The 26909-nt window shown below is 68.0% G+C and carries 26 protein-coding genes and 2 pseudogenes; 10 read left to right on the forward strand and 18 right to left on the reverse strand.

Annotated features, from left to right (window positions below; genetic code table 11):
• From TsocGM_RS09305 to TsocGM_RS09350, 10 genes and pseudogenes are all read left to right on the forward strand, one after another.
• A pseudogene (locus tag TsocGM_RS09305) lies at positions 1-118 on the forward strand (IS5/IS1182 family transposase); the annotation flags it as partial.
• A 150-nt stretch (positions 119-268) separates the two neighbouring features.
• The gene (locus TsocGM_RS09310) at positions 269-946 is read left to right on the forward strand and encodes a response regulator transcription factor (RefSeq protein WP_126725040.1); all 678 of its coding nucleotides are present in this window, start codon (positions 269-271) and stop codon (positions 944-946) included.
• A complete protein-coding gene (locus TsocGM_RS09315) occupies positions 943-2379 on the forward strand; it encodes a heavy metal sensor histidine kinase (protein ID WP_126725041.1) in 1437 nt (478 codons plus the stop codon). Before TsocGM_RS09310 ends, TsocGM_RS09315 begins: the two co-directional genes overlap by 4 nt.
• A 36-nt stretch (positions 2380-2415) precedes the next feature.
• On the forward strand, positions 2416-3477 hold the full coding sequence (locus TsocGM_RS09320; RefSeq protein WP_126725042.1) for a hypothetical protein: 1062 nt from the start codon (positions 2416-2418) through the stop codon (positions 3475-3477).
• A 154-nt stretch (positions 3478-3631) separates the two neighbouring features.
• Positions 3632-4801, forward strand: a complete 1170-nt coding sequence (locus TsocGM_RS09325) for a glutamate-cysteine ligase family protein (RefSeq protein ID WP_126725043.1) — start codon at positions 3632-3634, stop codon at positions 4799-4801.
• A gap of 35 nt (positions 4802-4836) precedes the next feature.
• A complete protein-coding gene (locus tag TsocGM_RS09330) occupies positions 4837-5772 on the forward strand; it encodes a DUF1259 domain-containing protein (RefSeq protein ID WP_126725044.1) in 936 nt (311 codons plus the stop codon).
• A gap of 14 nt (positions 5773-5786) precedes the next feature.
• Positions 5787-6239, forward strand: a complete 453-nt coding sequence (locus tag TsocGM_RS09335) for a chromate resistance protein ChrB domain-containing protein (RefSeq protein WP_126725045.1) — start codon at positions 5787-5789, stop codon at positions 6237-6239.
• A complete protein-coding gene (locus TsocGM_RS09340; RefSeq protein ID WP_126725046.1) occupies positions 6229-7473 on the forward strand; it encodes a chromate transporter in 1245 nt (414 codons plus the stop codon). Before TsocGM_RS09335 ends, TsocGM_RS09340 begins: the two co-directional genes overlap by 11 nt.
• Complete coding sequence (locus tag TsocGM_RS09345; protein WP_126725047.1) at positions 7460-8143, forward strand: ABC transporter ATP-binding protein; 684 nt, start codon at positions 7460-7462, stop codon at positions 8141-8143. Before TsocGM_RS09340 ends, TsocGM_RS09345 begins: the two co-directional genes overlap by 14 nt.
• Before the next feature lie 7 nt (positions 8144-8150).
• Positions 8151-8951, forward strand: coding sequence for an ABC transporter permease (locus tag TsocGM_RS09350; protein ID WP_126725048.1), 801 nt, complete (start codon positions 8151-8153; stop codon positions 8949-8951).
• 309 nt (positions 8952-9260) lie between these two features.
• Here the strand turns inward: TsocGM_RS09350 and TsocGM_RS09355 are convergent, their stop codons facing one another.
• From TsocGM_RS09355 to TsocGM_RS09440, 18 genes and pseudogenes are all read right to left on the reverse strand, one after another.
• On the reverse strand, positions 9261-10232 hold the full coding sequence (locus TsocGM_RS09355; protein ID WP_315850372.1) for a cysteine hydrolase family protein: 972 nt from the start codon (positions 10230-10232) through the stop codon (positions 9261-9263).
• 12 nt (positions 10233-10244) lie between these two features.
• Positions 10245-10631, reverse strand: coding sequence for a hypothetical protein (locus tag TsocGM_RS26470; RefSeq protein ID WP_199756736.1), 387 nt, complete (start codon positions 10629-10631; stop codon positions 10245-10247).
• Positions 10632-10894: 263 nt separating this feature from the next.
• A complete protein-coding gene (locus TsocGM_RS09365; RefSeq protein ID WP_126725050.1) occupies positions 10895-11218 on the reverse strand; it encodes a four-helix bundle copper-binding protein in 324 nt (107 codons plus the stop codon).
• A gap of 177 nt (positions 11219-11395) precedes the next feature.
• Entirely contained in the window at positions 11396-11812 is a 417-nt protein-coding gene (locus tag TsocGM_RS09370) for a MerR family transcriptional regulator (RefSeq protein WP_199756737.1), read from the reverse strand.
• A 30-nt stretch (positions 11813-11842) separates the two neighbouring features.
• On the reverse strand, positions 11843-12421 hold the full coding sequence (locus tag TsocGM_RS09375; protein ID WP_126725051.1) for an MFS transporter: 579 nt from the start codon (positions 12419-12421) through the stop codon (positions 11843-11845).
• Between the two features lie 20 nt (positions 12422-12441).
• Positions 12442-13614 (reverse strand): annotated as a pseudogene (locus TsocGM_RS09380) (NAD(P)/FAD-dependent oxidoreductase); the annotation flags it as partial.
• Positions 13615-13989: 375 nt separating this feature from the next.
• On the reverse strand, positions 13990-15417 hold the full coding sequence (locus tag TsocGM_RS09385) for an FAD/NAD(P)-dependent oxidoreductase (protein ID WP_158633452.1): 1428 nt from the start codon (positions 15415-15417) through the stop codon (positions 13990-13992).
• Complete coding sequence (locus TsocGM_RS09390; protein ID WP_126725054.1) at positions 15414-15725, reverse strand: (2Fe-2S)-binding protein; 312 nt, start codon at positions 15723-15725, stop codon at positions 15414-15416. Before TsocGM_RS09390 ends, TsocGM_RS09385 begins: the two co-directional genes overlap by 4 nt.
• Before the next feature lie 63 nt (positions 15726-15788).
• Positions 15789-18239 carry a heavy metal translocating P-type ATPase gene (locus TsocGM_RS09395; protein WP_126725055.1) on the reverse strand — a complete coding sequence of 817 codons (2451 nt, stop codon included), beginning with the start codon at positions 18237-18239 and terminating at the stop codon, positions 15789-15791.
• A gap of 13 nt (positions 18240-18252) precedes the next feature.
• On the reverse strand, positions 18253-18939 hold the full coding sequence (locus TsocGM_RS09400) for a cytochrome c biogenesis CcdA family protein (RefSeq protein ID WP_126725056.1): 687 nt from the start codon (positions 18937-18939) through the stop codon (positions 18253-18255).
• Positions 18936-19604, reverse strand: coding sequence for a heavy-metal-associated domain-containing protein (locus tag TsocGM_RS09405; protein WP_126725057.1), 669 nt, complete (start codon positions 19602-19604; stop codon positions 18936-18938). Before TsocGM_RS09405 ends, TsocGM_RS09400 begins: the two co-directional genes overlap by 4 nt.
• Positions 19605-19642: 38 nt before the next feature.
• Positions 19643-20086, reverse strand: coding sequence for an Hg(II)-responsive transcriptional regulator (gene merR, locus TsocGM_RS09410; protein WP_126725058.1), 444 nt, complete (start codon positions 20084-20086; stop codon positions 19643-19645).
• Between the two features lie 787 nt (positions 20087-20873).
• Complete coding sequence (locus tag TsocGM_RS09415; RefSeq protein WP_126725059.1) at positions 20874-21998, reverse strand: glycoside hydrolase family 88 protein; 1125 nt, start codon at positions 21996-21998, stop codon at positions 20874-20876.
• Between the two features lie 174 nt (positions 21999-22172).
• Positions 22173-22463, reverse strand: coding sequence for a glutaredoxin family protein (locus tag TsocGM_RS09420; RefSeq protein ID WP_126725060.1), 291 nt, complete (start codon positions 22461-22463; stop codon positions 22173-22175).
• Positions 22460-23218, reverse strand: coding sequence for a hypothetical protein (locus tag TsocGM_RS09425; protein WP_126725061.1), 759 nt, complete (start codon positions 23216-23218; stop codon positions 22460-22462). Before TsocGM_RS09425 ends, TsocGM_RS09420 begins: the two co-directional genes overlap by 4 nt.
• A complete protein-coding gene (locus tag TsocGM_RS09430) occupies positions 23215-23622 on the reverse strand; it encodes a MerR family transcriptional regulator (protein ID WP_126725062.1) in 408 nt (135 codons plus the stop codon). Before TsocGM_RS09430 ends, TsocGM_RS09425 begins: the two co-directional genes overlap by 4 nt.
• 120 nt (positions 23623-23742) lie before the next feature.
• Positions 23743-24528 (reverse strand): hypothetical protein, encoded by a 786-nt coding sequence (locus TsocGM_RS09435; RefSeq protein ID WP_158633453.1) that lies wholly within the window; start codon positions 24526-24528, stop codon positions 23743-23745.
• A 32-nt stretch (positions 24529-24560) separates the two neighbouring features.
• Complete coding sequence (locus TsocGM_RS09440; RefSeq protein WP_199756739.1) at positions 24561-26903, reverse strand: thioredoxin domain-containing protein; 2343 nt, start codon at positions 26901-26903, stop codon at positions 24561-24563.
• Between the last annotated feature and the right edge of the window lie 6 nt (positions 26904-26909).

Genomic DNA, 26909 nt, shown 5'->3' on the forward strand with positions numbered 1-26909 from the left:
GCGGAGCCGCCGGTTGAGCAAGGACTACGAGGGGACGACGGCCAGCAGCGAGGCGTTCGTCAAGCTGGCGATGATCCACCTCATGGCCCGACGGCTGGTCAGGAAACTCACTTTCTAGACTCCCTGTCAATCTCTACGGCAGGAAGGGAGTGCCCCTCTTCACCGCGCCGTGAATCGGCGCCTCGGCGGCGTGGGTTAAGGATTTTTAATTACCTTTTAAGGTGACTATCAAGCATCGAACCGGAAAATGGACTGATGAGGCGTCACCATGGCAAGAGTACTCATCGTCGAGGACCAGAAGAAGCTGCTCCAGAGCCTCCGCAGGGGACTGGAGGAGGAGGGCTATGAGGTCATCACCGCGGCCACCGGCGAGGAGGGCTACTACCATGCCACCACCGGGAGCTTTGATGCTGTCGTGCTCGATCTAATGCTGCCCGGACGGAGTGGCCTGGAGGTGCTGCGCGACCTCCGCGCCCGCGGGTTCGCCAAGCCCGTCCTGATCCTCACGGCCCGCGACGCCGTCGAAGACAGGGTGCGGGGGCTCGATTCAGGGGCCGACGACTACCTCGTCAAGCCGTTCGCCTTCGCCGAGCTGCTGGCCCGCCTCCGGGCGCTGCTGCGCCGTGATTTGTCGGGGCGCGAGCTCTTCCTCCGCGCCGACGACCTGGAGGTGGACCTCCTGGCACGCCGGGTCGTCCGGGACGGCGTCGAAGTGGAGCTCACGAAGCGAGAGTTCGAGCTCCTGGAGTACCTGCTCCGGCACAAGAACGCGACCGTCACCCGCGACATGATCGCCCGCGACGTCTGGAAGGAGACGACCACCGCCCCCACCAACGTCATCGACGTCTACATCACGCAGCTCCGTAAGAAGGTCGATCGGCCGCCGGCCCGGCAGCTCATCCAGACCATTCGCGGCGTCGGCTACGCGCTGAGGGACAACTCATGAACCGCCTGAGCATCCGCTGGAAGCTGACGCTCTGGTACGGGGCGGTGCTCGCCGCGGTGCTCGCAGTCTTCGGAGGCGCGGTCTACCTGATGATGCGCCATGAGCTCCTGGCCCGCACCGATGCGGGACTCGTCGAGGAGCTGGCGGAGATCGCCGAGGACGCCCGGCGGATCCGGGCCCCGGGCGAGTTTCAGCGGCTGGCCCGCCGCTTCTCCAGGCACGAGGGCTACGAGTTCCAGGTGACCGACCTCGAAGGACAGGTCCTCTTCCGCAGCGACCGCCTCGGACCCGGGGCGATGCCCGTCCCGCCGGCCTTGGCCCGCTCGGAGCGGGCGACCGCCGCGGACGTCACCCTGGAGCACCTCGGCCACTGGCGTATGGTCGGCCGCAGGCTCCAGACGCCGGCCGGGCCGGTGGTGGTCCAGGCCGCCGCGTCGCTCGCCCCGACCGACCACGAGCTGGCCGAGCTGCTCACGGTCATCCTCCTGACCGGCCCGCTCGCGCTGCTCGGTGCCCTGGGGGGCGGCTACCTCCTGGCGCGGAAGGCGTTGGCGCCGGTCGACCGCATGGCCGCCGCCGCCGACGAGATCACCGCGACGCGGCTCGACCGGCGGCTCGACGCGCCCAATTCGGGCGACGAGCTCGGGCGACTGGCCGGGACGCTCAACCGGATGATCGAGCGGCTCGAGCGCTCCTTCGAGGAGATCCGGCGCTTCACCGCCGACGCGGCCCACGAGCTCCGCACGCCCCTGACGGTGATGCGTAACGAGGCCGAGGTCGCGCTCCGCGCCCCCCGCGACCCCGACCAGTACCGCCGCGTGCTGGAGAACATGCTCGAGGAGATCGAGCGGCTCACCCGGCTCGCCGAGCAGCTACTCTTCCTCTGCCGCGAGGACGCAGGGCTCGTGCCCCTAGCCCGCGAGCCGGTCCGGCTCGACGAGCTGGTCCGGGACGCCGCCGAGCACATGCGGGTCGTCGCCGAGGAGAAGGAGATCGACCTGCGCGTGGAGCCATCGGCCGCAGCCATCGTCGTGGGCGACGCCGATCAGTTGCGGAGGCTCCTCTTCAACATCCTGGATAACGCCGTGAAATACACCCCGCCCGGTGGGAGCGTGTCGGCGGGCGTCGGGCGGCTCGGCCCGCACGCGCGGGCCGTCGTCTCGGACACGGGCATCGGTATCCCGCAAGAGCACCTGCCCCACGTCTTCGGCCGCTTCTATCGCGTCGACCCGGCCCGGGGGCCGGAGGCGAGCGGCACGGGGCTGGGGCTCGCCATCTGCCGCGCCATCGCCGAGGCCCACGGGGGGAAGCTCCACATCGAGAGCGTGGTCGGGCGCGGCACAAAGGTGATGCTGGTCCTGCCCGTGCTCGAGCCGGGCGGGGAACCGCACGACCGGGGGCGTCCCTCCGTGTCCGGCGTTGTGGGGCATTAGGGGCATTAAAGCCAAGATTCCCGCAGGAGACACGCCATGATACTCGGTAGATCGCTCGCGCTCGCCGCCTTGACGGCGGGCTTGGCGCCGTGCGGATCGGCATGGGCACGCGAGGATGCCGGCGTCCCGGCCCCGACCAAGGAGTTCGAGGTCCGAGACGACCGGCCCTATCTGGGCGGCGAGCCGGTCAAGCTCTGGGGACTGCGTGCGGGCAATGCCCTGATGAGCCAGGCGGTCACCGAGCGGCATGTCAACGCCCTGGACACGATGACGGCCCACGGCATCAACCTCCTCGGGGTCTACCTCCAGGGCTCGAACGGCGGCTGGCCCGACGCCGAGGCGGGCAAGAACGGCTACACCCCTGAGGGGCACCTCAAGGAGGACTTCGCCCGGCGCCTGGAGTGGCTCGTGCGCGAGGCCGACGCGCGGGGCATGGTCGTCATGGTCGGGCTGTTCTCCCCCCGCAAGGACCAGGAATTCAAGGACGAGGCGGCCGTCCGGCGCGCCGTGGAGGAGACCGCCACATTCCTCATCGACCGGAGGCTCAAGAACGTCTTCGTCGACCTCATGCACGAGTACAACCACGAGCGGATCGACATGGACCTCTTCCGCGAGCCGAACGGCGCGGACAAGAAGGCGAGGCTCACCGCGTGGTTCTCGGCGGTCGCGCCCGACATCGAGGCCGGCGTCTGTCCCACCTACAAGTCCGGCACCGCCGACAGCTACCCCGGGATGCAGGTGCGGTTGATCCAGAAGGAGGCCGGGATCCCGAAGGAGGGCTTCGTGGTCAACGTCGAGATGCAGCGCCACGACCCCTACGAGGACGAGGGGATCTACCAGCCGGAAGAGTTCGACATCATGCGCGGCTACTTCGAGCAGTACCGGGCCGCCCCGAACGCCACGCTGCTGTTCCACTCGGCCTACTTCCAGGGGATCACCGGCAAGAGCGGCACCGGCCCGCACCCGGAGATGGGCGGCTACGGCAAGAACGGGGATGACCGCGGGATGCGCTTCTACTTCGAGTGGGTCCGGGACAACGTCGGCCGCTACCAGTACCCGGACCACGTCAAGGGCCGGGCCGGGGCGCTCGCGCGGTGACGGCGGCCGAGCCCGCTCGGCCACGTGTCATTAGGGCTTTTTAATGATCATTTAAGATGACATTGCGGCCATCGGTCTGGCACGATCGGGGCGGTTACCGAAGGCGCCTGATGGCCGGCCTTCGCATCGGCGACGCACCCGCGAGGAGACGGAGATGACCCGCGAGAACGGACGAGGTTTCTATTTCGGCCTGGAGGCGGAGTTCCTGCTGGTCGACGCGGAGACGTTCCTGCCGCTGTGGCACCGCGACCTCACCTTCCGGGAGGTGAACGATGTCCTGGAGTCGATCCCCCTGGACGGCCTGCCCGCCCTCGACGGCCTGGAACTGGAGCCGCCGCACCGCAAGCTCATGCCCTACGTCGTCGAGGGCTACCACGTCCCCGACCCCGACTACAACCCGATCGACCTCCTGCCCAAGGGGGTCGAGATCAGGACGCCCCTCTGCACCTCGATCGAGGAGTGCCTCGGCTTGCTCCGCGCGCTGTTCGAGCGGATGCAGTCGTCGCTCGTCCGGCACGGCTACCGGGCGGCGGTGATCTCGCACCACCCGACCGAGACCCACTTCGAGGGGCCGCAGAACAAGCGCCGCTACGACTTCTGGCAATGGGCCATGCAGGTGATGCTCACCTACGGCCCCGACGTCAACGTGAGCCTGCCGCCCGAGCTGACGGCGCGGCTCGATGACCGCGACCTCCACGCGAAGGTCAACTACTACGCCCCGGCCCTGACGGCGCTGACGCTCGCCTCCCCGCTCTACGGGGGGGGCCTGTGGGAGATCCGCGGCCGGGTCGGCAAGTCGATGCGGACGTACCGGCGCAGCACTTACGGCCGGGCGCTCGAGGAGCACCCGGAGGAGGGCGGGCGGCTGGAGCTCAAGCCCTTCGAGATGAGCTGGCGGCTGGACGATTTCCGCAACGACTTCCTGCTCTGGCTGGAGCTCCTGCTGGACGAGGGGCTGCGGGGACGGGCCAGCGACCAGACCCGGATCTACGACCTCGGCCAGGTCGCGCGTTTCGGGCTCGCGGCGGAGACCGTACGCGAGCGGGCCGCGGCGGTGCTCGACCGGGCCGAGGCAGTGCTACCTCGATGGGGGTTCGACCCCACTCCGCTGGCGTCCTTCCGCCGTCGCCTCGAGACGGGGCGCCTCCCGGCCGACGAGATCGCCGACCTGTTCGCCAGAGAAGGCTCCATCCCCGGCGTGCTCCGGCACCTGGCCGACCTGGTCCCGTTGGGGGCCGGGGAAGCATTCGGTGAGGCCATTGCGCGGGTTGACCAACTCGCCCATAGCCTCGATCATAGCCACGACCCCGCGGGCCACGCGTGAATGCCCGCAATTCCAACTCACCAGGGAGATACACCATGAAGCTGCCGAAGAAACTCGCCCTGTCCGGGATCCTCAGCACGTTCGCCCTCGTCACCGCCCTCGCCGCCGCCGCGCAGCAGGGAGATCGGCGGCTCGACGCGGACGCGATCGGCCGAGCCGCGGCCACCGAGGCGACCACGACCGACGACGGCGTTGTGCGGATCGGCTGGGCCCGCGACGATGTCAAGGTGACGGTCGACGGGATGCCGCTGAAGCCCTTCGCCGGGCTCGGCTCCTGGGCCGCCTTCGCGCCCACCGAGCACGGCGCGATGGTCATGGGCGATACCGTCGTCTTCCAGGACGAGGTCTCGCCCGCCATGGACGCCGCCTTCGCCAACGGCCTGGAGGTCTCGGCCCTGCACAACCATTTCTTCTTCGACGAGCCCAAGGTCTACTTCATGCACATCGGCGGCCACGGCAACCCCGAGGAGCTCGCACGCGGGGTCAAGGCCGTCTGGGACGCCATCAAGCAGGTCCGTTCCGAGCGGGGCACTCCCGCCGACACCTTCCCGGGAGAAACTCCCCGCCACGGGACGATCGACGCGGCCAAAGTCGAGCGGATCATCGGCCACGAAGGCCAGTCGCAGGACGGGATGGTCAAGATTACCATCGGCCGCGAGGCGTCGATGCATGGCATGAAGTTCGGCGGATCGATGGGCCTGACGACCTGGGCTGCCTTCTCCGGCAGCGACGAGCTGGCCGCGATCGACGGCGATTTCGCCATGACCGCACGCGAGGTGCAGCCCGTCCTCCGCGCGCTCCGCAAGGCCGGGATCCACGTCGTCGCGCTGCACAATCACATGATCGGGGAGGAGCCTGCATACTACTTCACCCACTTCTGGGGCAAGGGACCGGCCGAGGAACTGGCCCGGGGGTTCAAGGCGGCCCTCGACGCTCAGGCCGCCGCCTCGCGGGAAACCACGGGGCACTGAGGGACGGATGTGCCATGAAGTGGGTCACCCGCGAGAATGCCAAGGTCGATCGCGTCGCCTGCCCCTGGCTCATCCGCCGCTTCGTCGACCCGGAGGCCGAGTTCCTCTTCGTCCCGGCGGATGAGGTGATGACGATCGCCGAGCGGGAGAGGGCCGTCCCCTACGACGTGCCTGGGGCGGAGCTCGGGCACGTCGATGGACGCTGCTCGTTCGAGAGCATCCTGCTCAAGTACGGCCTCGCGGGTGACCCGGCCCTGGCCGAGCTTGCCCGGATCGTCCATGCGGCTGACATCGCCACTGACGTCGAGACGGCGCTCGAAGGCTGGGGGCTCAAGGCGATCGCCCACGGCTTCTCGCTGCTCGTCGGGAACGATGACCACCGAAAGATCGAGCTGGAGTCGCCGATGTACGACGCGCTATACCTCTGGTGCCGACACAAGCTCGCGGAGTTCGAGGATGAGAGATGATCCGGATCAGGAGGCCGAAGACGGGGAGGCGCTCGGCAGGATCGGGGCCCCTGAGCCGGTCGCGCATCTTGCGATACACCTTTACTCGCTCCGGGAGCTCTGCGCGTACTTTCTCCGCCTCGGGACCGTGGGATTCGGCGGGCCGATCGCGCTCGTCGGCTACATGCAACGCGATCTCGTCGAGCAACGGCGATGGATCTCCCGGGAGGACTTCGCCGAGGGGCTCGCCTTGGCCCAGCTCGCCCCGGGGCCGCTTGCAGCCCAGTTGGCCATCTATCTGGGCTGGATCCGCTTCCGAATCCTCGGGGCCACGCTCGTTAGCATCGCGTTCGTCGTGCCGTCGTTCCTGATGGTCCTTGCACTCTCGGCCCTGTACCTCCGCTTCGGTGGCCTGCCTTGGATGCAGGGGGCCTTCTACGGCATCGGGGCCGCCGTCATCGCCATCATCGCCCGGAGCGCCTATAAGCTCGTCCGTCAGACCATCGGCACCGACCGGCTGCTCTGGCCGGTCTTCGCCGTGAACGCCGTCACCACCGCCTGGACGGAGACGGAAATCGTCTGGATCTTCCTGCTCTGCGGCGTTGGGGTGATGCTGCTCCGAGGGTGGCCCCGAGCTGTCTCAACGCCGACGGCACTCGGCCTGGCCCCCCTGCCCGCCTGGCTGCTCACCGGGCTCCATGGCACAGCAACCGCCGGCTCGCTCGGGACGATCTTCCTCTACTTCGCCGCGGCGGGGGCGTTCGTCTTCGGCAGTGGACTGGCGATCGTGCCGTTCCTGCACGGAGGCGTCGTCGAGGAATTTCATTGGCTCAACGAGCAGCAGTTCCTCGACGCGGTGGCCGTCGCCATGATCACCCCGGGGCCCGTGGTCATCACGGTCGCCTTCATCGGGTACATGGTCGCCGGGCCGCTCGGGGCGACGGTGGCAGCCGTCGGGGTCTTCTTCCCCTGCTACCTGTTCACGGTGATCCCGGCCCCCTACTTCCGCCGGTTCGCCCAGAACCGACCGATCCGGGCATTCGTGGACGGGGTCACCGCGGCGGCGACCGGCGCCATCGCGGGCGCGGCCTTCGTGCTCGGCCGCAGGGCCATCGTCGACCTCCCGACGGCGCTCATCGCTCTGCTCACGCTCGCCGTGCTCCTCAAAGTCAGGAAGGTCCCGGAACCGCTCGTCATCGTGGCGGCCGGCGTGGTCGGGTTCATCGCCAAGCAATCGATCTATGGATCGCCGTAAACCCGTGCTCCAGGCTTGCGGACTCGGACGACGGAAGCCGGGCAGCGACCAATGGCTGATCCACGGCATCTGCATGGCGGTCCGCCCCGGGGACCGTATCGCCTTGGGGGGGCCATCCGGCTCCGGCAAGACCGTGCTCCTCAGGGCCCTCTGCTTGCTCGATCCGATCGATGAGGGGAGCATCGAGTGGAAGGGCGAGCCGATCCGCGGGGACGCCCTGCCGGCCTATCGTAAGGAGGTCTTGTACGTCCACCAGCGGCCCGCGCTGCTGGAGGGGAACGTGGAACAGAACCTCGGGTATCCGTTCTCCCTGAGGGCCCACCGCGGCCGAGAGTTCGACCGGGAGCGGATCGTGGCCCTGCTCGATGCTCTCGGCCGCGACGCGGCCTTCCTGCGGAAATCGAACCGTAACCTCTCGGGGGGTGAGGCGCAGATCGTCGCCCTGCTCCGCGCCATCCAGCTCGACCCGACCGTCCTCCTCCTCGACGAGGCGACGACCTCCCTCGATCCGGCCACCGTCGCGGCCGCGGAGCGACTGCTGGATCGCTGGTGGTCCGAGGCACCTGGCGAACGAGCAATCATCCTGATCAGTCACAACCCAGAACAAGCCGGCCGCTTCGCCGACCGCAGGCTCCATATGAGCGCAGGCGGCACGGTATCGGAACGGTGACGAGACGATGGACAAGCCTTACATCGAACTCTCGTATTGGCAGGTTGGCCTGGCCGCATTGCTCATCCTCGTCAATGGCGGCATCTCGCTCATGCTCCGCCTGGACATCGAGCGGCGGCTCCTCGTCGCCGGGTTCCGCACCGTGGCGCAGCTCCTGCTCGTCGGGCTCGTCCTCCAGTGGGTCTTCCGTGTCGGGCGCTGGTACATCATCCTGGGACTCTTGGCCGCGATGACCGTTGTGGCCGGGGTCTCCGCCGTCCGGCGGGTACACGTCCGCTATCCCGGGATCTGGCTCTCCAGCCTCATCTCGATCTGGGCGAGTTCCTGGCTTATGGGGGCCCTGGCCGTCTTCGTCATCGTGCCCGTCGAGCCGTGGTATTCCCCCCAATATGCGATCCCGCTCCTGGGCATGATCCTCGGCAATACCCTGAGCGGCATCTCGCTCGGGCTGGATCGGCTGGGCGGGGAGCTGGGCGGGAGCCGGCCGCAGGTCGAAGCCCTGCTCGCGCTGGGAGCGACCCGATGGGAGGCCGCTCGCGGGCCCCTGCAGCAGGCTGTGCGCACCGGGATGATCCCGATCATCAATTCGATGATGGTCGCCGGGGTGGTGAGCCTCCCCGGGATGATGACCGGCCAGCTCCTAGCCGGAGTCGACCCGATCGAGGCGGTGAAGTACCAGATCATCATTATGTTCCTGATCGCGTCCGGCACGGCGCTCGGCACCGTCGGCGTGGTGCTCCTGAGCTACAAGCGGCTGTTCAACGACGACCACCAATTCCTCTACCAGCTCGTCAGGGAGCATCCCTAGCCACACAAGGTCAGCGACCGAGGGCGAGTTCAGCAGTCCCTGCCCTGCCCTCTTCCTCCGCGCCCGCGTTCATTTCAAGACCGCGATCCCGTAGCGATCGATGAGCTTCGCATCCACCGCACGCGGGTCCTTCCGCTCCGGCACCCGGCCCGTCACGAGTCGCCGAAGACGACAAAGCTCTACGACCGTACCAACGATGCCGTCACGCTCGACGAGGTCGAGCGGATCGCGATCGAATCGTCGCGATAGTGAACGGTTATCCCAACGGAGGCACCGTGATCCTATCGGCCCCAGCTCTCCGTGATAAGGTCACGAGGGCTTCTCCCCTCCCTCCTGAATCGAAGGAGACCGCGAGCCGTAGAGCTTCTCCACCTCCGCCGCGCGCGGGCCCTGCTTGGCCCGGCGATCGTCCCGCCTCGGGGGCTCGCCCCAGGGCATCTGCCCGACGACGATCCGAGGCACGTTGATGAAGACGTCGCGCCCCGCGCGGCGGACGACGGCATCGAGCGGGATGTAGGTCTCCTTCGGGAAGATGAGCCCGCGCGGCACGACCAAGTGTGCCTCGACCTCATCGGTGGCCTCCACCACCCGCTCGACCTCGCCGATCTCCAGGTGGTCGGAGCCCCGGACCGTATCCCCCGCCTCAATACGGGGCGGACGCGACCCGTCGACGGCGGCCAGGAACTCCTCGACGGTCAGGACGGCGTTGGCGATCAGCGGATAGTTGACCAGGACCGACGCCTCGTAGGCCGGCAGGTTCTCCGCGCCAATCGCATCCCAGAGGAAGGTGACGTCATATCCCTCTTCCATGGCGTGCCGGCCCGTGGATTCGCAGCACAGGTTGGCCGTCATGCCGGCGATGACCAGGTGCGTGATCCCCCGGCGGCGAAGGTGGTCGGGCAGGTCGGTCTCGAAGACGTCGATCCCCTTGTGCGGCAGGAGCACGACGTCGCCCTCGCGCGGCCGCAGCTCGGGGTGAAAGTCGGCGCCCCAGCTGCCGGCCAGGAACATCTTCTTCTCGAACATCACCCGGTTGATCGGGCTGCGGCGCTGCAGCTCCTCGTCCCGGTAGTCCTCCTCGGTATAGGCCATCGGCCCGAAGAGGACCGGGATGCCCCGCTCCCGGGCCCCGGGTAGCGACCAGATTGCTGCGAAAATATCCTTTAAGGGTTCAGGGCGTCTCGTTGGAGACCTGGAGGCAGGATGTCCCGCCCCTCCTGGAACTTGTGGCAGGAGGGGTGGGCTACGAAAAGGTCGTTCAGCAATTTTTTTCGCACATATGGGCCAAGTAAGTCAGAGCATTTCCTGGTCAACTATGGGCCAAGGAGACGGTCGATTTCGTAGCCGGCTCATCGGAGCCATAACCTGTTTCCCCATAATCTGTTGCACCGTGGGGCCGTGCTCGGAAGCCGGGCTTACGGGATATTGTCGCAGCAATCTGGGCGGTACCCGGGCCCCCGCGATGGCGCGCTTCAAGTGGCCGATGACATCGTGCTTGCGCACGGTGCCCTTGGCCATCTCCCAGCCCGCGCCGCCCTCCGAGAGGAAGTCGTTGACGGGGTCGATGACCAGCAGTGCGGTGCGGTCCGGCGGGAAGGCCAGTCTGTAGTCCCCCCTGCGGAGGTAGGTGGCCCCGCCCTCGCCGTCGCGCCCCCTTCGATCGGTGCTCATCGTGCTCATGACTGCTCCTCCCACGCCCGGGGAAATGGCGCCGAAACGAGGCAGCTCCCCCCTACCCTGTCGCCTGCGAACTGCGTTCCAGGATCCGACATGCGGTAACGGCCTCGTAAAGGTCTCCGGCGCATTCGGTGGCCGGGGTGATCGCGATCCGACACCCATTCGGACGAAATGCAAGCTCAAGCGCCATGAGCGCCGTCAGAGACGCCGATCAGGCGGCCGGTCGGGTGAGACGCGTGGATTCGCCCGACCGACCGAACGGATTGTTAAGCCGCCACCTTGCGGCACTCATCGGCGCAGCGGCGACACGCCTCCGCACAACGCCGGCAGGGATCGCGATCCGGATACTTCTCGCACTCGGCGGCGCAGGCGTCGCAGAGCTCGGCACAGACCCGGCAGGCGTTGGCCGAGAACTGCGAGCCGCGGCTCATCAGCGTGACACAGGTCGCGCAGAGGGTCGCGCAGTCCAGGCAGAGCCGGGCACACTGCGCCATGCTGCCGTCCTGCATGCAGCAGTTGGAGGCGCAATCCTGGCACTCCTGGAAGCACCGGTTACAGGCGTCGATGCACGTCTGGTTTGGTCGGGCCATGGGATTCCTCCTTCTTGGTCGTTGTTTCTCGCTCGATCCGGTGCCCACCCATTCCTGCACCGATCCTACGGCCCGGACTGCGGTACGGAGTCAAGCGAAAAACCGACGAGCGTATCCCGCTCGCCCTGGATCGCGGCGGGCGTTCCCGCCCGGTCAAGGGAGTTAGAGGCGAGCACCTCAATCCTCGCGGCAAAGCGACCGGATGAGCGGGCAGGAGCTTGCCGAGCGGCGGCCGTCGCACCTCCCGAGCAGCTCGTCGAGCACCTGCTTGAGCACCTGGAGATCCTGGATCTTCCGCTCGATCTCGACGACCTTCGCCGCGAGCAGTCGCCGCACCGGCCCCGATTTGGCCCGCGGCGCGTTGCGCACACTGAGCAGCTCCTGGACCTCGCGGAGCGAGAAGCCCAGCTCCTGTGCCCGCTTGATGAAGCGGATCAGCTCGACCGTCTCCGGGGGATACTTGCGATAGCCCGACTCCCGCCGCGGTGGCTCCGGCAACAGCCCTTCGCGCTCGTAGAACCGCAGCGTCTCGACGTTCACGCCCGACCGCCGCGCCACCTCGCCCGACCGCAGCGGCTTCGCTACCTCGCCCATCGCTTTCTCGGAGCCTTGTGCCATGGATCCTCAATCTCTTCTTTCTTCTTTGAATACCATTTCCTCAGGACGCCGCGGCCCTCGGGGCGGCCCCTCGGCGCCGAAGAGCGGGATCGCCACCAGGGCGGCCAGGGCTTGCCCCGCGGCGAACAGCACGAGCGTCGCGGCGAACCCCAGCCGCAAGGCCTCGCCGAAGAGCAGGCTCCCCAGCCCGAACCCGGTGAAGAGCGTGACCACGTTCAGCCCCATCGCTTGCCCCCCGCGCCTCCCCCCCAGCATGGTCACAATCCCGGCCAGCAGCGGCTGCGTCATGTCATAGCCGAGCGACAGCAGCGCCACCGCCAGGGCGGCGGCCACCAGCGACCCCACCAGGATGGGCCGACGGCCGAGGCGGTCGGAGAGCAGGCCGTAGAAGAGCGTCGCGACGCCGTAGGGGATCATGTAGGCTGGGACCATCAGGCCGACCGCCCGGCCCGAGACGCCGAAGACCTCGGCCAGCCGCGGGATCAGTGGCGCGACCATGTACGCCTGGAAGAAGATGAGGAACGTGGCCGCGGCCAGCACCCGCAGCAGCCGCTCCCGCCGGTCGCTCGCCGTCCGATCCGCCATGATCCCATCGCTCGCCATGCTCATGCCCGGCCGACCGGCGTCGACCGCCCCCCTTGCGTCCCGGCCCGGTCCGCCGCCATGAAGCGGGCCAGGAGGAAGGGCTCCACCGGGACCGATGGCCGGTCCCCGGCGACCAGCTCGGCGAGCACGAGCCCCGTCAGCGGGGAGGTCACGATCCCGGTGCGGAAGTGCCCGCAGGCATTGAGATAGCCACCAAGTCCCGCCACCGGCCCCAAGATCGGCAGCTCATCCGGCGACCCGGGCCGCAGGCCCGACCAGGCACGCTTGACCTGCACGTCCGCCAGGAACGGCACGGCACGGACGGCTCCGGCCGAGAGGGTTTTGAGCGCCTCCGGCGTCACTCCCACGTTGAAGCCCACCTCCTCGGTCGTGCTGCCGATGATCACCTCGCCGTGCCCCTTCTGGGCCAGGTAGCAGTCGGTCGTCGACAGGCAGGCCGAGAGGACGTTCGGCAGCGTCTCCGTGCCGAGGATCTGACCGCGCACCGGGTGGACCGGGAGTTCGAGCCCGGCCATCCGACCGACCTGCGGCGCCCAGGCCCCCGCCGCGTTGACCGCCACGTCGCAGGCGATCGGGCCGTCCGTTGTCTCGACCGCAGTCACGCGCCCCGACGCAATCCGCAGCCCCGTCACCTCGGTGTGCGTCAGCACCGTGGCCCCGAGATTCCGAGCCGCGACACGGTAGGCATCGGCCAGCTTGTACGGGTTGACCTGGTTGTCGCCCTCGAACCGCAGCGCCCCGCGCACCTCCCGCGTCACCGCCGGCTCGGCCTTCGCCAGCTCCTCGGGCGTCAGCCACTCGGTCAGGTCGCGGCCGCAGGGGCAGCGCTCCCAGAGCGGCCGGGCGAACGTTTCGTCCCCCTCGTCGTACATCAGGAACAGCAGCGAGGTCTCCTCCCACTCGATATCCATGCCGGCGATCTCACGCAGCTCCCCCGAGAGGGCGGGGAACATCGCGTTGGATCGCAGGGCGAAGTCAAGGAAGACGCGGGGGAGTTGACCCGGGCCGTGCACGCCCTCGGGCAGCGTCCCCATCCCGGCCATCGCCTTGTAGAAGATCACCCCGCAGCCCAGGCCGACCGACTCGCCCAGGGGCCAGAGGCCGCCGGCCGACGCGGAGGTGGCCCGACCCCGCTTCGGATTGTCGACGAGCGTCACTCGCAGCCCTCGCTTGGCGGCGTAGTAAGGGTATTAGCCCGATTGCTGCGAATTTACACGCTAAGCCCTCGGCTCCCGGCCATACCGCAAGTCCTGTTGATGCAACCAGTTGTTGCCATCCCATCAAACGACCGTTTGGTGAAGCATGGTCCCGAGACCACCGGGGAGGGCCGATTTCCCGGCGATTTCAGTCCCAACAACCCGTCTCAACAATCAAAGTTCCGGATACTCATGCTAATGACGGGTTGATGAGACGCCTTAGGGTGTAACTTCGCAGCAATCGGGCTAATACCCGTAGTAAGCCACGGCGCCGCCGATGACGCCGCCGCCGACCACCACGACATCCGGCGATCGCGTCATGAGGCACCTCCACCGACGGCGTCCAGGGGATCAACCGCGGCCGCCTGGGCGGCTCCCCATCCGGGCCAGGGCACCGAGTGTCACAGGCTTCGCCGGTGGGCGGGGGTTGATCCGCCCGATCTCCTCGGGCAGGCGCCCCGTCACCTGACTGAGGAACATCCCCATCGCAGGGGCGCAGTTGCGGCCCTGACACGGGCCCATCCCCAGGCGGGTCCCGAGCTTCACGGCCTGCAGGTCCTTCGCCCCGGCATCCACCGCCGCTCGGACCTCCGCGAGCGTCATCTCCTCGCAGCGACAGACGGGCGTCTCCGGGGCGATCAGTTCGATCAGCCCGGGTCGGATCCGGGAGGTCTGGGAGAGGGCCGCATGCAACTCGGCCAGCACGCGGAGCCGTTCGAGCGGCCCGGCGCGACGCGTCGCGGCCTCGGCATCCGAGAGCGCCCCGGCCCATTCGGCGGCGGTGATCCCGGCGATCCGCCCCTGCTCTAAGGCGGCCTGGACGCCCATGACCCCCGCCCCGTCGCCGATGGCAAAGAGGCCGGGCACCGTCGTCTCCATCCGCTCATCCCGCACCGGGACCCAGCCGCCTCGCTCCGGGACGTACTCGTGCCGGCAGCCGGCCAGGACCGTCAGGTGCGTGTCCGGGATGAACCCGAAGCCGAGGACGACCAGGTCGACGTCCACGCTCCGGGCCCGGTCCTTGACGGGCCGCCAATCCTCGGGGTCGATCGGCCCGTAGGACGCCCGCTCCACCCCATCGCGGCCCTGCACGTCGAAGACGGTGTGATTGAAGAGAATTGGGACTCGGGCTCGGGTCAAACCCTCCAAGTCACCCTGCGCATCCTGGAGGAAATCCCATTCGCCCCACTCGCTCGGGAAGGCCCCGGTCTGCCACGACGGGCTCCCGGCCTCCAGCGCGGCGACGATCTCCACGCCCGCCTCGTGGAGCCGATGCGCCACGCTCAAGAGGAGCGGGCCGGTGCCGGCGACCAGCGCCTGCCGACCGGGACGGGTGCGCATCGCCTTGAGCAACGTCTGGACGCCCCCGGCCGTCATCACCCCCGGCAAGGTCCAGCCGGGCAGCGGCACCGGCCGATCGTACGCCCCGGGGGCCAGGATGAGCCGCTCCGGGCGGAGCAGGCCCGAAGCATCACCCGTGGCCCAGAGGACCTCGGGACCTTCCCAGATGCCCAGGACCGATGTCCCCCGGAGCACCTCGACCCGGTCGGCGACCTCGGCGAACTCCGCGCGGAGCCGCTCGCGCCGGGCGAAATCCCTCCCCAGCCCCTCCGGGTCCTGGACCTGGAATACCTCGGGCGGCCGCCGGTAAATCCGGCCACCGAGGTGGGGTGACTCATCGAGCAGTGTGCACGGTAGCCCCGCCCGCGCGGCCTCGATGGCCGCCGCCAGCCCGGCCGGGCCCGCGCCGACAATGACCAGTGGCCGCGATGCGGTCATCGTCCCACCTCCCATGTCCCCTCGCCTTGCTGGGACTCGACCCGCATCCCGTCTCGCACCGGAGTCTGGCACGTCCGGACGTTCGGCCGCCCGTCGATCGTCATGACGCAGTCGAAGCAGACGCCGATGTTACAGTAGAGTCCCCGCGGCTCCCCGCGGCGGGCCGTCGTCCGCAGCGTCCGCTGCCCGGCAGCCAGCAGCGCCGCGGCGACGCTCTCGCCCGCGAAGGCCCGCACCGGGCGGCCATCGACCAGGATCTCGACCTGCGGGCCGCGTGCAAGCGCCCCATCGAACCGATCGTCGTCCATGGCTGAAACACCTCCCGATGGTCGTGGTCCTCACCCCGTCGCGGTGGCGCGGACGTGACCCGCTCACGCCTCGACGGCGGTGAATCCGGTCTCCTCCAACGCCCCCTTGAGCTGCTCCTCCTTCACCTTCGCCGGCTCGTACCGCACCGTGACGTGCTTCTGCGGCACCTTCGGCTTGACCTCCCGCACGCCCGGCAACGCCCCCAGCGCCCCGCTGATCTTCTGCGCGCAGCCCTCGCAGACCATGGTCGGCACCAGGAACTCGACCTCGGCCAGCGGCCCGGCCTCGGCCTCCGACATGCGCTCGAACGGCAAGGCCCGGACCCGCAGCGTGTTGAGCAGGATGGCGAAGATGCTCAGGATCATCACCCCGATGGCCAACAGCGGCGTGATCAGCCCCAGGGCCGCCAGGGTCATCCCGCCGATGTTGAACAGCACGGCGATCACAACATTCGCCGTCAGGGTCCGGTAGCTCGCCTTGCCCAGGTCCAGCGCGTTGAGCACGTCCTCTAGGTGCTCGCCGATCAGAATCACGCCCGCCGACTCGATCGCCACGTCCGTGCCGGCCCCGATGGCGATGCCGACGTCGGCCTGGGCCAGCGCCGGAGCATCGTTGATCCCATCGCCGACCATGGCGACCTTGCGGCCCTCCCGCTGCAGCGCGTCGATCGCGGCCACCTTATCGGGCGGCAGCAGCTCGGCGCGGACCTCGTCGATCTCCAGCCGCCGTGCGATCGCCTCAGCTACCGGACGGGAATCGCCGGTGAGCATGACCGTCCGGAGCCCGCGTCGGCGGAGCTTGGCGACGAGGCCCTCGGCACTGCGCCTCGGCTGATCCTGGAGCCCGATCAGGCCGACGACCTCCGGGCCACGGGAGAGGACCACCACCGTCTTCCCCTCGGCCGCCAGGGCGTCGATCTGCGCCCGTACCTCCTCAGCGAGGCGGATGCCCCGCTCCTCCAGGAAGGCCGGCCGGCCGGCCAGGATCTCGACCTCCTCGACGGCGGTTGCGGTGCCCGAACCATTGAGATCCGGCGCGACGGCCCGGCCATCGAGGGTCGCCGAGACGCCCTTGCCCGGCACGGCGCGGAAGTCGCGGACCTCCCGCACCGGCGCCCCATCCCGCTGGGCATAGAAGTGGATCGCCTGCGCCAGCGGGTGCTCCGAGTGGGCCTCGACCGAACCGGCCAGGCCCAGCAGCTCCCCGGTCTCGATCCCGAACGGCACGATGTCGGTGACCGTCGGCCGCCCGTGGGTCAGCGTCCCGGTCTTGTCGAAGACGATCGTGTCCACCTCCGATAGGCCGTGGAAGACCTCACTGGCCTTGACCAAAAGCCCGATCGAGACTCCCTTGCCCCCCGCGATGGCCGACAGCATCGGTGTGGAGATCCCCAGTGCGCAGGGGTAGCCCATGATGACGACCGTCAGCAGCACCAGCGTCGCCGCGATCCAGTTGCCGGTGACGAGGATCCAGCCGAGGAATGCCAGGGCGGCGGCGGTGAAGACCACCGGACCGTAGTAATTCATCAGCCGGTCGGCCAAAAGCTCGATCGGCGGCTTGCGTTCGACGATCTGCGTCATCAGCCGGACGATCTGGCTGAGGAAGCTGTCGGCGCCGACCTTCGTCACCCGGACTTGCAGCGCGCCGTCGAGGTTGAGCGTCCCGCCGATGACCTCGTCGCCGGGCGTCTTCGTCGCCGGGACCGACTCGCCGGTGAAGCTCGACTCGTCCACGCTGGCGGTCCCCCCGGCCACCTCGCCGTCGAGCGGGATCCGCTCGCCGGGGCGCACCAGGGCGACCTCGCCGACGGCGACGTCCTTGGTCAGGACCTCGACCGGCTGCCCGCCGCGCAGCACCCGGGCCCGCGGCGGCTGGAGCGAGAGCAGCTTGCGCACCGCCTCGGCGGCCTTCTTGCGGGTATCGAGCTTGAAGTAGCCGAAGAACAGGTGCAGCGCCATCAGCCACGCGGCCACCGGCAGGAAGTTCGGCCAGCGGGGGTCGAACAACGAAACGGTCCCGACGACGAACGAGCCCCAGGCGGCCGTCGAGAGAAGGACGTTGGCGTTGATGACGCGCTGACGCAGCGCCAGCAGCGTCTTCTTGAGGATCGGCCAGCCGACCCAGAGCAGGACGAAGGCAGCAACCGCCAGGCTGAAATAGGCCCGGATCTGCTCGGGCAGCGCGAATAGGTTCAGCGGGTCGACGATCAGATCGACCAGCGCCAGCGCCATGCCGATGAGGCCGCGCCGCTTGATGAACGAGTGGAGCGCCTCATCGGTGGCATACTGCTGAACCTCGGTCGACGCGACGTTATAGCCGAGTTTCTCGACGGCCTCGGCCAATTCCGGGCGGCTGATCTGCGCCGTATCGGCCTCGACCAGGACCACCCCGTGGACGAGGTTGACCATCACGCCCTTAACGCCCGGGTGGCGCTTCAGCGCCTTCTCAACGCTCATCGTGCAGAACGAGCACATGAGCCCCGAGACCTTCATCTGGACCGTTTCGGTTGCCATCACGTCCCCCCATTCAAAGCAGGGCGAAGAACGCCCTGGTGTAATACGCGCTCACGAAGAGCAGGGCCGAGCCGCTGAGCCCCTGGATCGCCCGGCGCCACAGCCCGATGCGGGTCAGGCGGACCAGAGCCCCGGCGAAGAGGCCGACGAGCAGGAACGGGAAGCCGCGGCCGAGGCCGAAGATGAAGGCGAGCAGGGCTCCGTATCCCGGCTGTCCCTGGCTCGCCGCCACCGCCAGGAGCAGCAGGAGCGGGGCGGCCGAGGTGCCCAGGCTGAAGATGAACCCGTAACCGAACGCCCCGGGCAGCCCGGGCTTGCGCAACGCCGCGAGCTGGTCCACATCCAACCGCGGGCCGCGGAAGGCCACCAGCGCCGCGACGAACGAGACGACCGCCATCGTCAGCGCCCAGTACCGGCCGAACGACTCGGTGAGGATCGCCCCGAGCCGACCGGCCACGGCCCCGAGCAGCGTCAGGTTCGCCACGATCCCCGCGAAGAAGGCCAGGGCGATCAGGAACCCCGCCCGGCGCGACCGGCTCTCCGTGGCGCCGACGACGCCCGCCATCCCGAGCCCGACCGGCAGCGTGCACGGGCAGACCGCGCTGGCCAGGATCCCCGCGACGAACGCCACGCCCAGGGCCAGGACCGAGCCCTCGGGCAGGCTCGAGCCGGACGTACGGAGGAACTCTTCGAGCGTCACTTCCTGCCCTCCGTGCTCGGGGTCCCCGCGTCGAAGCCCTGGGCGCGGATCTCCTCGGCCAGGCGCTCGGGGGTCACCTCCCCATCGACGTACCGCACCAGCGCCTCTTGCTCCTTGAGGCTCACCCGGGCGTCCTCGACGCCGGGCAGCGAGCGGAGCAGCCCCTCCACGGTCTCCACGCACGACTCGCACGCCATCCCCTGGACCGGGATCGTGGCCGTCTTCACTCGGGACTCGGGCGGCGCGGCTTCGGCAGCGTCGGCCTTCTTCGCCTCTTCAGGGAGGGATGCTTTGTAGCCGAGTTCGTTGATCTCAGAGGTCAGGCGCTCGGGGGTCGTCTTCTCTCCCGCATAGCGCACGACGACCTCGCGACGCTCGAGGCTGACCTCGGCCGACCCGACCCCATCGACGGCCTTGAGCGACTTCTTGATGCTCGCCGCACACGCCGCGCAGGACATGCCCTCGACGGGGATGGCGACCGTCTGCATCGCGACATCCGGAGCCGCCGTCGGCTCCGCGCTCTTGGACGAGGCGGATTGCGCCCCTCCCAGCGGCCCCTTCGCAGCGTAGGCACCCACGGCGAGGGCGATGAGCCCGACGACGCCCAGTGCGAGCAGGGTAATCCGGCTCCCTCCCGAGGACTCGCTCCGCTCTTCTTCCATCATCGGTCTGCTCCCGTATATGGTTCCGGAAAAGGGCTCCCTCACGGTCGGCGGCTCTTCGCCTTCGCTTCGCGGGGAGATGGGAATTCTCCGTCGAGGTTCTCCAGGATCGGGCACTCGCTGATCGGTCCTCGGCTCGAGCACGAGGCCGTCAGCTCGGTCAGCGCTCGCTCGATGGCCTCCAGGTCCGCGATCTTCCGCCGCACATCCCGGATCTTCTGCTCAACCCGCTGGCGCACCCCGGAACAGGTCGTCCCCGGACGGACGCGCAAGGCCAGCAGCTCCCGGATCTCGTCGAGCGAGAACCCCACCTCCTGGGCACGCTTGATAAACCGGATCCGGTCGACACTCTCCTCCGGATACTGCCGATAGCCCGACTGACGCCGGGGCGGGTCGGGCAAGAGCCCCTTGCGCTCGTAGAAACGCAACGTCTCGACGTTCACCCCGGCTTGCTGGGCCAGTTCTCCAGTCTTGAGGCTTCCCATGGTCGTCCTCTCTCCCCGCCAATCCTACAGCCCGTACCCTAGTACGGAGTCAAGGCGAAATCTTCGCGCAAGTCCAGTCATTGGCTCACGGCAAGGCGGTCTTCGGGAACACTGAGACCAGGTGCCATTCTGCCGGATTCCCGGCCGAAGTCGTCGGCCGTTCGAATGGCCGCCTACGAGCATCCGGAAAAGCGGTTCAAACTTCGACTTCCGCACGCGCCTCCTCGAGTCGCGCTGGGCGTTCCGATCGCTATCCGGATTCCGCGAGGCACTCGATGCCGAATGCCGCGCGGAGCACCTCACCGCGGGTGAGATCGCCATCGAAGACGGTTGCGTGGGGTCCGTCGTGTTGGCCGACGTGCTGGGAAAGACCATCCGCCAATACCTGCTCGTCTCGGGCGACCCTGCACTTTGCGCGATTTTCTCACGCGCCGGATCGCGGTTTTTCCGGGGATTTCGAGGGATCGGCGAGTTTCTGTGCCCCCATGTGGGCTCCTGCAACGAGCATTAATGGGCTGTACCCCTGGATTTCCCGGCGTTTTCGGCGGTCGGTCGTAAGAAAATCGCGCAAAGTGCAAGCGACCGGTACCGGGCACGGTTGCGGGAGGCGCCGCTGGCCGTCTTCGGGCTGGAATGTGCGGAGGACGGCTCGCCGCGCTCCGGGGGCCGTTCGAGGGCTTCCGCTAGCCAAATCCAAGTTCCTTTTGGGAGAGGCCGGCCATAGCTGCTCAGCCTTCGACCTCGGCAAGCTCGAGGTAGGAGGCCACACGAACGAACACTCGGGGTGTCACCTCCCGCTCATGGAAGGGCGCGCGAGCTGAACGTTCGCGGCGGCTCCAGGCTGCTGGACAAAGCTCGTGATGCCGGCGCGCCAACGGAGGTAGTCAAAGCTCCAGCGATAGTTCTGCGTGAAGCGTTTCCCGGCGCTGAGATCGGCCCCGAACACGCCCCCCTCGAAAACCCTGTCCCCTCGAACAGCCGACTCTTCGTCGCCGGAAACGAAGTGGAGCCAAGCAAACGCGGGGGCGATCAGTAGATTGAGGTCGGGCGCCGGGCTGTCCTGCAGCGTACGGCACTCTTCGCTCCGGACCCCCTCCCGACAGAGAATGAAGGGAAAGGTGTGCCCTGCTGCGAGGTGGCCCGTATCCCACAGCCAGTTCAGCGCGGAACGGACGGCGTCCGGCACGCGCGGATCCCCGGTCCGGCCGTGCAGGTTGATCAGGGCCTCGAGCGTGAGCCCGATCATGAACGGCTTCGCCGACGCCGCCGTCCCGTCGATCCATGCCCGGATGTGCCCGAGTGCGTAAGAGACGGCGGTTTCGAGGGGAAGCTCGAGGCCGGGGGCGCCGAGCTCCTGCGCGGCGAGGTAGGCATTGATGATGTACGCCGTCTCACGGCTCAGGGCACTGTCGGGGCCCCCGGAGCTTGCCGCGAACGCCGACCCCTGAGCGAGCAGGAGCACGGCGTCTCGTGACCGCTCGTCGCCGGTCCGTCGATAGTGCTCTAGGAGGCCGTGGGGGAAGACGCGCCAGCCGGGGACCTGCCCCTGGTTCTCGAGCACGTAGCTTCGATACATCTCGATCACGTAACGCGCACATTCCTCCCATCGCCTGTCGCCCGAGTAATCGGCGATCTGATAGAACGCCCTCGCCCCGTCGTAATACCAGACCCCGCCTTCCCAAGTCTGCTGCGTTTGGATCGTCTCGCGACTGCAGTGCCGGGAGCCAAATACGAGCATGTTGTGCTGCCACTGGAGTACAGCGGGGGAGACATCGCCCGCCGCTCTTGCGCTGCCAGTCTCGGTGCCCGACGACGAGTTCGACCCACAACCGACAAGCGGTGCGAGCAGCAGGAGAAACGTTGCTGCCAGCTGCGTAACGGGTGCGAACGGGATGCAGGCTCTTTTGCTCATCAGAGCGCTCGACTGGTATCTTGTCTCTCTCCCCTGCATTCGCCGAGGATTTCCAAGGGAGCGGCCACTGGCACGCGCGGTGAGTTCTACTCGGGGATGACGCCCGGGCGCCATGATTCGCCTCACCCCGCCGGTCCGGCACCCTGCCCGTTCGCGGGGAAAGTCTCCTTAGACTCAAATTCCCAAGCTCGCTCGGGCCGGCTGCCCGAGGCCCTCGGCGCGCAACGCCTCGGCGTCGATGGCCGGCCGGGAGCAGCACCGAGCGAGCTTCCCGCCGACGACGACGGCGGGGACGGAGCGGATGCCATAGCGCTCGGCCCGCTGCGCGATGTCCGGTTGCTTCATGTCGAGCACCTCGACATCGCACGAGTCGCACGCAAGGCTCTTCACAAGGGAAACGGCCTCCTCGCAGGCCGGGCATCCCGCTGTGAAGATCTCCACCTTCCTTTTCGTTGTTGCTGTCATACGCGTTGCCTCCTGGCGTTTGTTATTTGGGCGGCGGAGCAGGCCGGGCAGGGCCCGGCCGCGCTTGATGTTGATCTTCTCCACCTCGGCCACGCGTCCCAGGCCGAGGCGACGACGAGCATCGCAGCCCCGCCGTAGAACAGGCCGCCCGATTGGAGGGCGAACCGGCCCACCACGAGGAGCAAGGCCCCGGCGACGCCGATGAGGAGCGGCGCGAGGCCCTGCCCGCGCCGGAGCCGCAGGGCCAGGACCGCGAGCGGGACGGCGAGGGCCGCGAGCGTGAGGGGCAAGAGGTACGGGGTCGTCGGCAGGAATCCGACCCCGAGCGATGAGAGCAAGGCGGCGTAGGCGGGCCAGCACGCCGGGCACGTGACGCCGGGCAAGAAGGCGACCGCCAGGGCGGGCAGCACCGAAAGCGTGCTCTTCCACGACGATGCCGTGGCTGGCCCTTGCAGCTTGGCCGCGAGCAGCTCGACGCTCGGCACGCCGGCGAGCCGCCCGTCTCCGGAGCGATAGAGGCGGCACGAGTTGCCGGCCTCGGTCGGTTCCGTGCCCGCCACGTCGCGGCCGTCGACCAGGATCGTGGGCGATCCGAACCGCGCCCATTCCGGCGGCGTGCCCGGCGCGTTTCGGTCGAGTTCCCGCCAGCGCGGCGTCCGCCCGATGGCCTCGAAGGCGCTGCGGAGATTCGACCGGGCCTGCGGGACGTTCGGGCATGCCGGGTCGAGAATGAGGGCGACATCCGGATCTTTCATAGCATGTCTCCTTCCAGATACTCGAGGACGGGGCAGATCGCGACCGGTCCGCGCCCCGAGCAGCTCGCCGTGAGCTTCCGGAGGGCCCGCTCGATGGCCTTCAGGTCGGCGATCTTGCGCCGTACCTCCGCGGACTTGCGTTCCGCCCTCTCCCGGACCTGCGCGCAGGTCACGCCCGGCCGGACGCGCAGGGCCAGGAGCTCGTGAATCTCGTTCAGCGAGAACCCCAGTTCCTGAGCCCTCTTGATGAACCGGATGAGGCGGACGCTCTCCGCGGGATACTCCCGGTACCCCGAGGCCCGCCGAGGCGGCTCCGGGAGGAGCCCCTTCCGCTCGTAGAAGTGGAGCGTCTCCACGTTCACCCCGGCTCGTCTGGCGAGCTCTCCTGTCCTGAGATATCCCATTGCTTTTCCCCTCTCCGAAGCATTCTAAGGCCCGTACCTTGGTACGGAGTCAAGGGCCGATCGGGAGGGGAGCCGCCGCCGCAGGGATCTGCCGGGGTGGTCGCCTCACCGTTCGCCGGATCACCGGCATGAGAGGCGGTGACGGGCCCGCATCATGACCCACAACAAAAGTCGACCGATTTCGTCCCGACGCTCGGCGTAATTTGCGGCTTCATCAGGGGTCCCGTCGTGCGCCTTCGGATCGGCGAACGGCATCGACAGCCGCAGGGACGCGCCACGCACCGCCGGGCAGGCGACGTCGGCCTCGTCGCAGACCATCAGGGCGGCGAACCCCGCCTGCGGATTGCCCGGATGGTTGTAGTGCTTCGAGAACACGACGGAAGCCAGCTCCGACGCGTCGGCCGGATCCCGCGGGGTGCCCCAGCAGAAACGGTACACCGCGTTGCCGCCGCGCCACCCGGCTGTCGGGGCCTCCGCTCCCGTCGGTTCGACCTCCACGCCGATCGCCCTCAGGGCCGCGACCGTGCGCGGATCGACGGCGATCGGGTGGGTTCCGCCGCTATGAAAGCGGACCTCCGGCAGCCCCCAGTAGGCGGCGGCGACGTTCCCCATCGCCGCAGCAAGCACACTCCGGCGGCTGTTGCCGGTGCAGACCGCGACAACCGGCAGAGACCGGCCCGGCCGGAAGTTCGCCGCGATCCACGCCGTCAGAGCGTCTCCGGCCTCTCGGTGGACCGGGTCGCTCGAACGAATCGAGGCAGCAAGACGCGCCACGTGCTCCGCGATTGTCGGCAGCAGACGCCGCCGACAACTCGCATCCAGCGTTGCCGGGTCGTGCTCGCGATCCTTCATCGATCTCCTTATGCGCCAGCCGTCGGGATCGACGGGCGATTCGTCCGGTTCCAAGTGTAGAGGGGGTCCGAGGCATGGCTCGCTCCTCAGCGAGCAGATTCGTAATCCTTCGCCTGAACAATTTGCTGTCTGAAGACTTCGGGGTCGCTCGTGGGCAGTTTGCAGACGCGTCTCGTGCAGACGTACGCGGTCGCCCTGTCCTTGAGCGGCCGCTTCTCCGCGACCAGGGGCACCAGCGCCGCGTGCGACGGTAACTGCTCTCGAGCGGGGACCACCGATAAGATCTTGTTCGGCAGATAAGTCCGGCGAAACACCGACATCAGCGTCGACAGCCCGAGCGAGTCCTCTCGGGGCGCGACGATCACGATCTCCTTCACGTCGTCGAGGTGGTAGTCGAGGGCGAGGAGCGACTCTGCATGAGCGACAGGCTGCTTCCGCACCGAGCCGGACATCGCTCGCAGTGCCTTCATCGCCCGGGTATGATACTCGACCTTCGTGGTGAATTCGTGCAGCCGCAGGAGATTCATCAACGCCACCGCATTTCCAGACGGAATCGCTCCGTCTCTCGTGGGCTTCTCTCGTGCAAGCAGCTGCTCGTGGCGATCGCTCGTCATGTAGAATCCCCCATTCTGATCGTCCTCGTAGTCGCGGCGGAGCGATTCCTCCAGATCGATCGCCAACCCGAGCCATCTGGGCTCCCGCGAAGACTCGTAGAGGTCGAGCAACGCGGCGATGAAGAACGCGTAGTCGTCGAGGAAGGCGTCCCCGTAGGCCTTCCCGTCCTTGTAGCTCCTCAAGAGCCGCCCGCCCTGACGGAGTTCCTCCAGGACGAAGGTCGCCGCCCGTGCGGCCGCCTCGACGTAGCGCGGTTCGTCGAGCAGGAGGCCCGCCTGGGCAAAGGCGCTGATCATGAGCCCGTTCCATGCGGTGAGGATCTTCTCGTCGCGGAGCGGAGATGGGCGTTTCGAGCGGGCCTCGTACAGCTTCGCCCGGGCGCTCTCGAGCAGCTGTCGAGCGTCTTGCTCGGAGAGGTGCAGCTGCTTCGCGACGTCGGCGAGGGGCGTGGCCACGTGGAGGATGTTCCTGCCCTCGAAATTTCCTCGGGGCGTGACGCCGAAGTGTCGCTTCACCAGCTCCGCCTCGCGGGAAGGGAGCAAAGAATCGATCTCCTCGGGCCTCCAGGTGAAGAAATAGCCCTCCTCGCGATGCCCGGAGCGCGTGAGGCTATCGGCGTCGGTCGCCGAGTAGAAGCCGCCGGAGGGCGCCGTCATCTCCCGCTCGACGTAGCGGAGTATTTCGCGCGCCACCCGCTTCATCTCCTCGCTCCCCGAGACCTGCCACGCTTCGAGGTACGCCACGACCAGGAGCGCATTGTCGTAGAGCATCTTCTCGAAGTGCGGCACCAGCCATCGCGCGTCGGTCGAATAGCGGTGAAATCCCCCATCCACATGGTCATACATGCCGCCTCGCGCCATCTTCTCGAGCGTGTACAGGGCACGCCGCTGCGGCTCGCCGTCACCACTCCTTCGGCTGAATCGGAACAGGAGCCGGACGGGGAAGCTGCTCGGGAATTTCGGCGCCCGGCGCAGGCCACCGTGCACCGGATCGAAGGCCGTCATGTAGTACTGCACGGCATTCCGGATGACTTGGGCGTCAGGAAGAGTGAGGTCGGGCGTTGGATTCAGCGACCGCTCAACCAAGGCCTGAAGGCGCGCGCCCGCCTTTGCGACGCCCTCCGGGTCCTCCTTGAAGGCCCCGTGCATCCGCTTTAGCAGCGTCAGAAACCCGTAGCGCGATCCGCGGTCACCATCCCTGGGCGGGAAATAGGTCCCTCCGAAGTACGGCTTCTTATCCGGCGTGAGCCACACCGTCATCGGCCAGCCGCCGCTGCCCCGCATCGCGTGGACAGCCGCCATGTAGATCGCGTCGATGTCGGGCCGCTCCTCGCGATCGACCTTGATCGCGACATAGTGGGAGTTGAGAAAGCTCGCGATCTCTTCGTCCTCGAACGACTCTTCCTCCATCACGTGACACCAGTGGCAAGTCGAGTAGCCCACGCTCAGGAGGACGGGCCGCTCGAGTTTGCGTGCAACTTCGAAGGCCTCGTCGCCCCACGGATACCAGTTGACCGGGTTGTGCGCGTGCTGGAGCAAATACGGGCTCGCCTCGAGGAAGAGCCGGTTCGTATAGCGTGCCCGGCCGTCCGATCGAACGTGCCTCGTGCGCGGGACGTAATTCGTCCCGAGGGTCTCTCTGCGCCTCGAGAACCGTTCGATGAGTTCCTCCGGGAAGGCTTCGGCGCCCGGGAGCGCTATCGCTGCTTCGGTGCCTGAAACCGCCGCCGCCTTCCTGCCCTCGATGTCGGCCCAAGCACAGTCGGCCCGGAAAATCAGTGAGACAGCTAACACAACTTGCATCAATTTTCTCATCGATTT

Origin of the sequence: Tautonia sociabilis (genome assembly GCF_003977685.1) — a bacterium.
Lineage (GTDB): Bacteria > Planctomycetota > Planctomycetia > Isosphaerales > Isosphaeraceae > Tautonia > Tautonia sociabilis.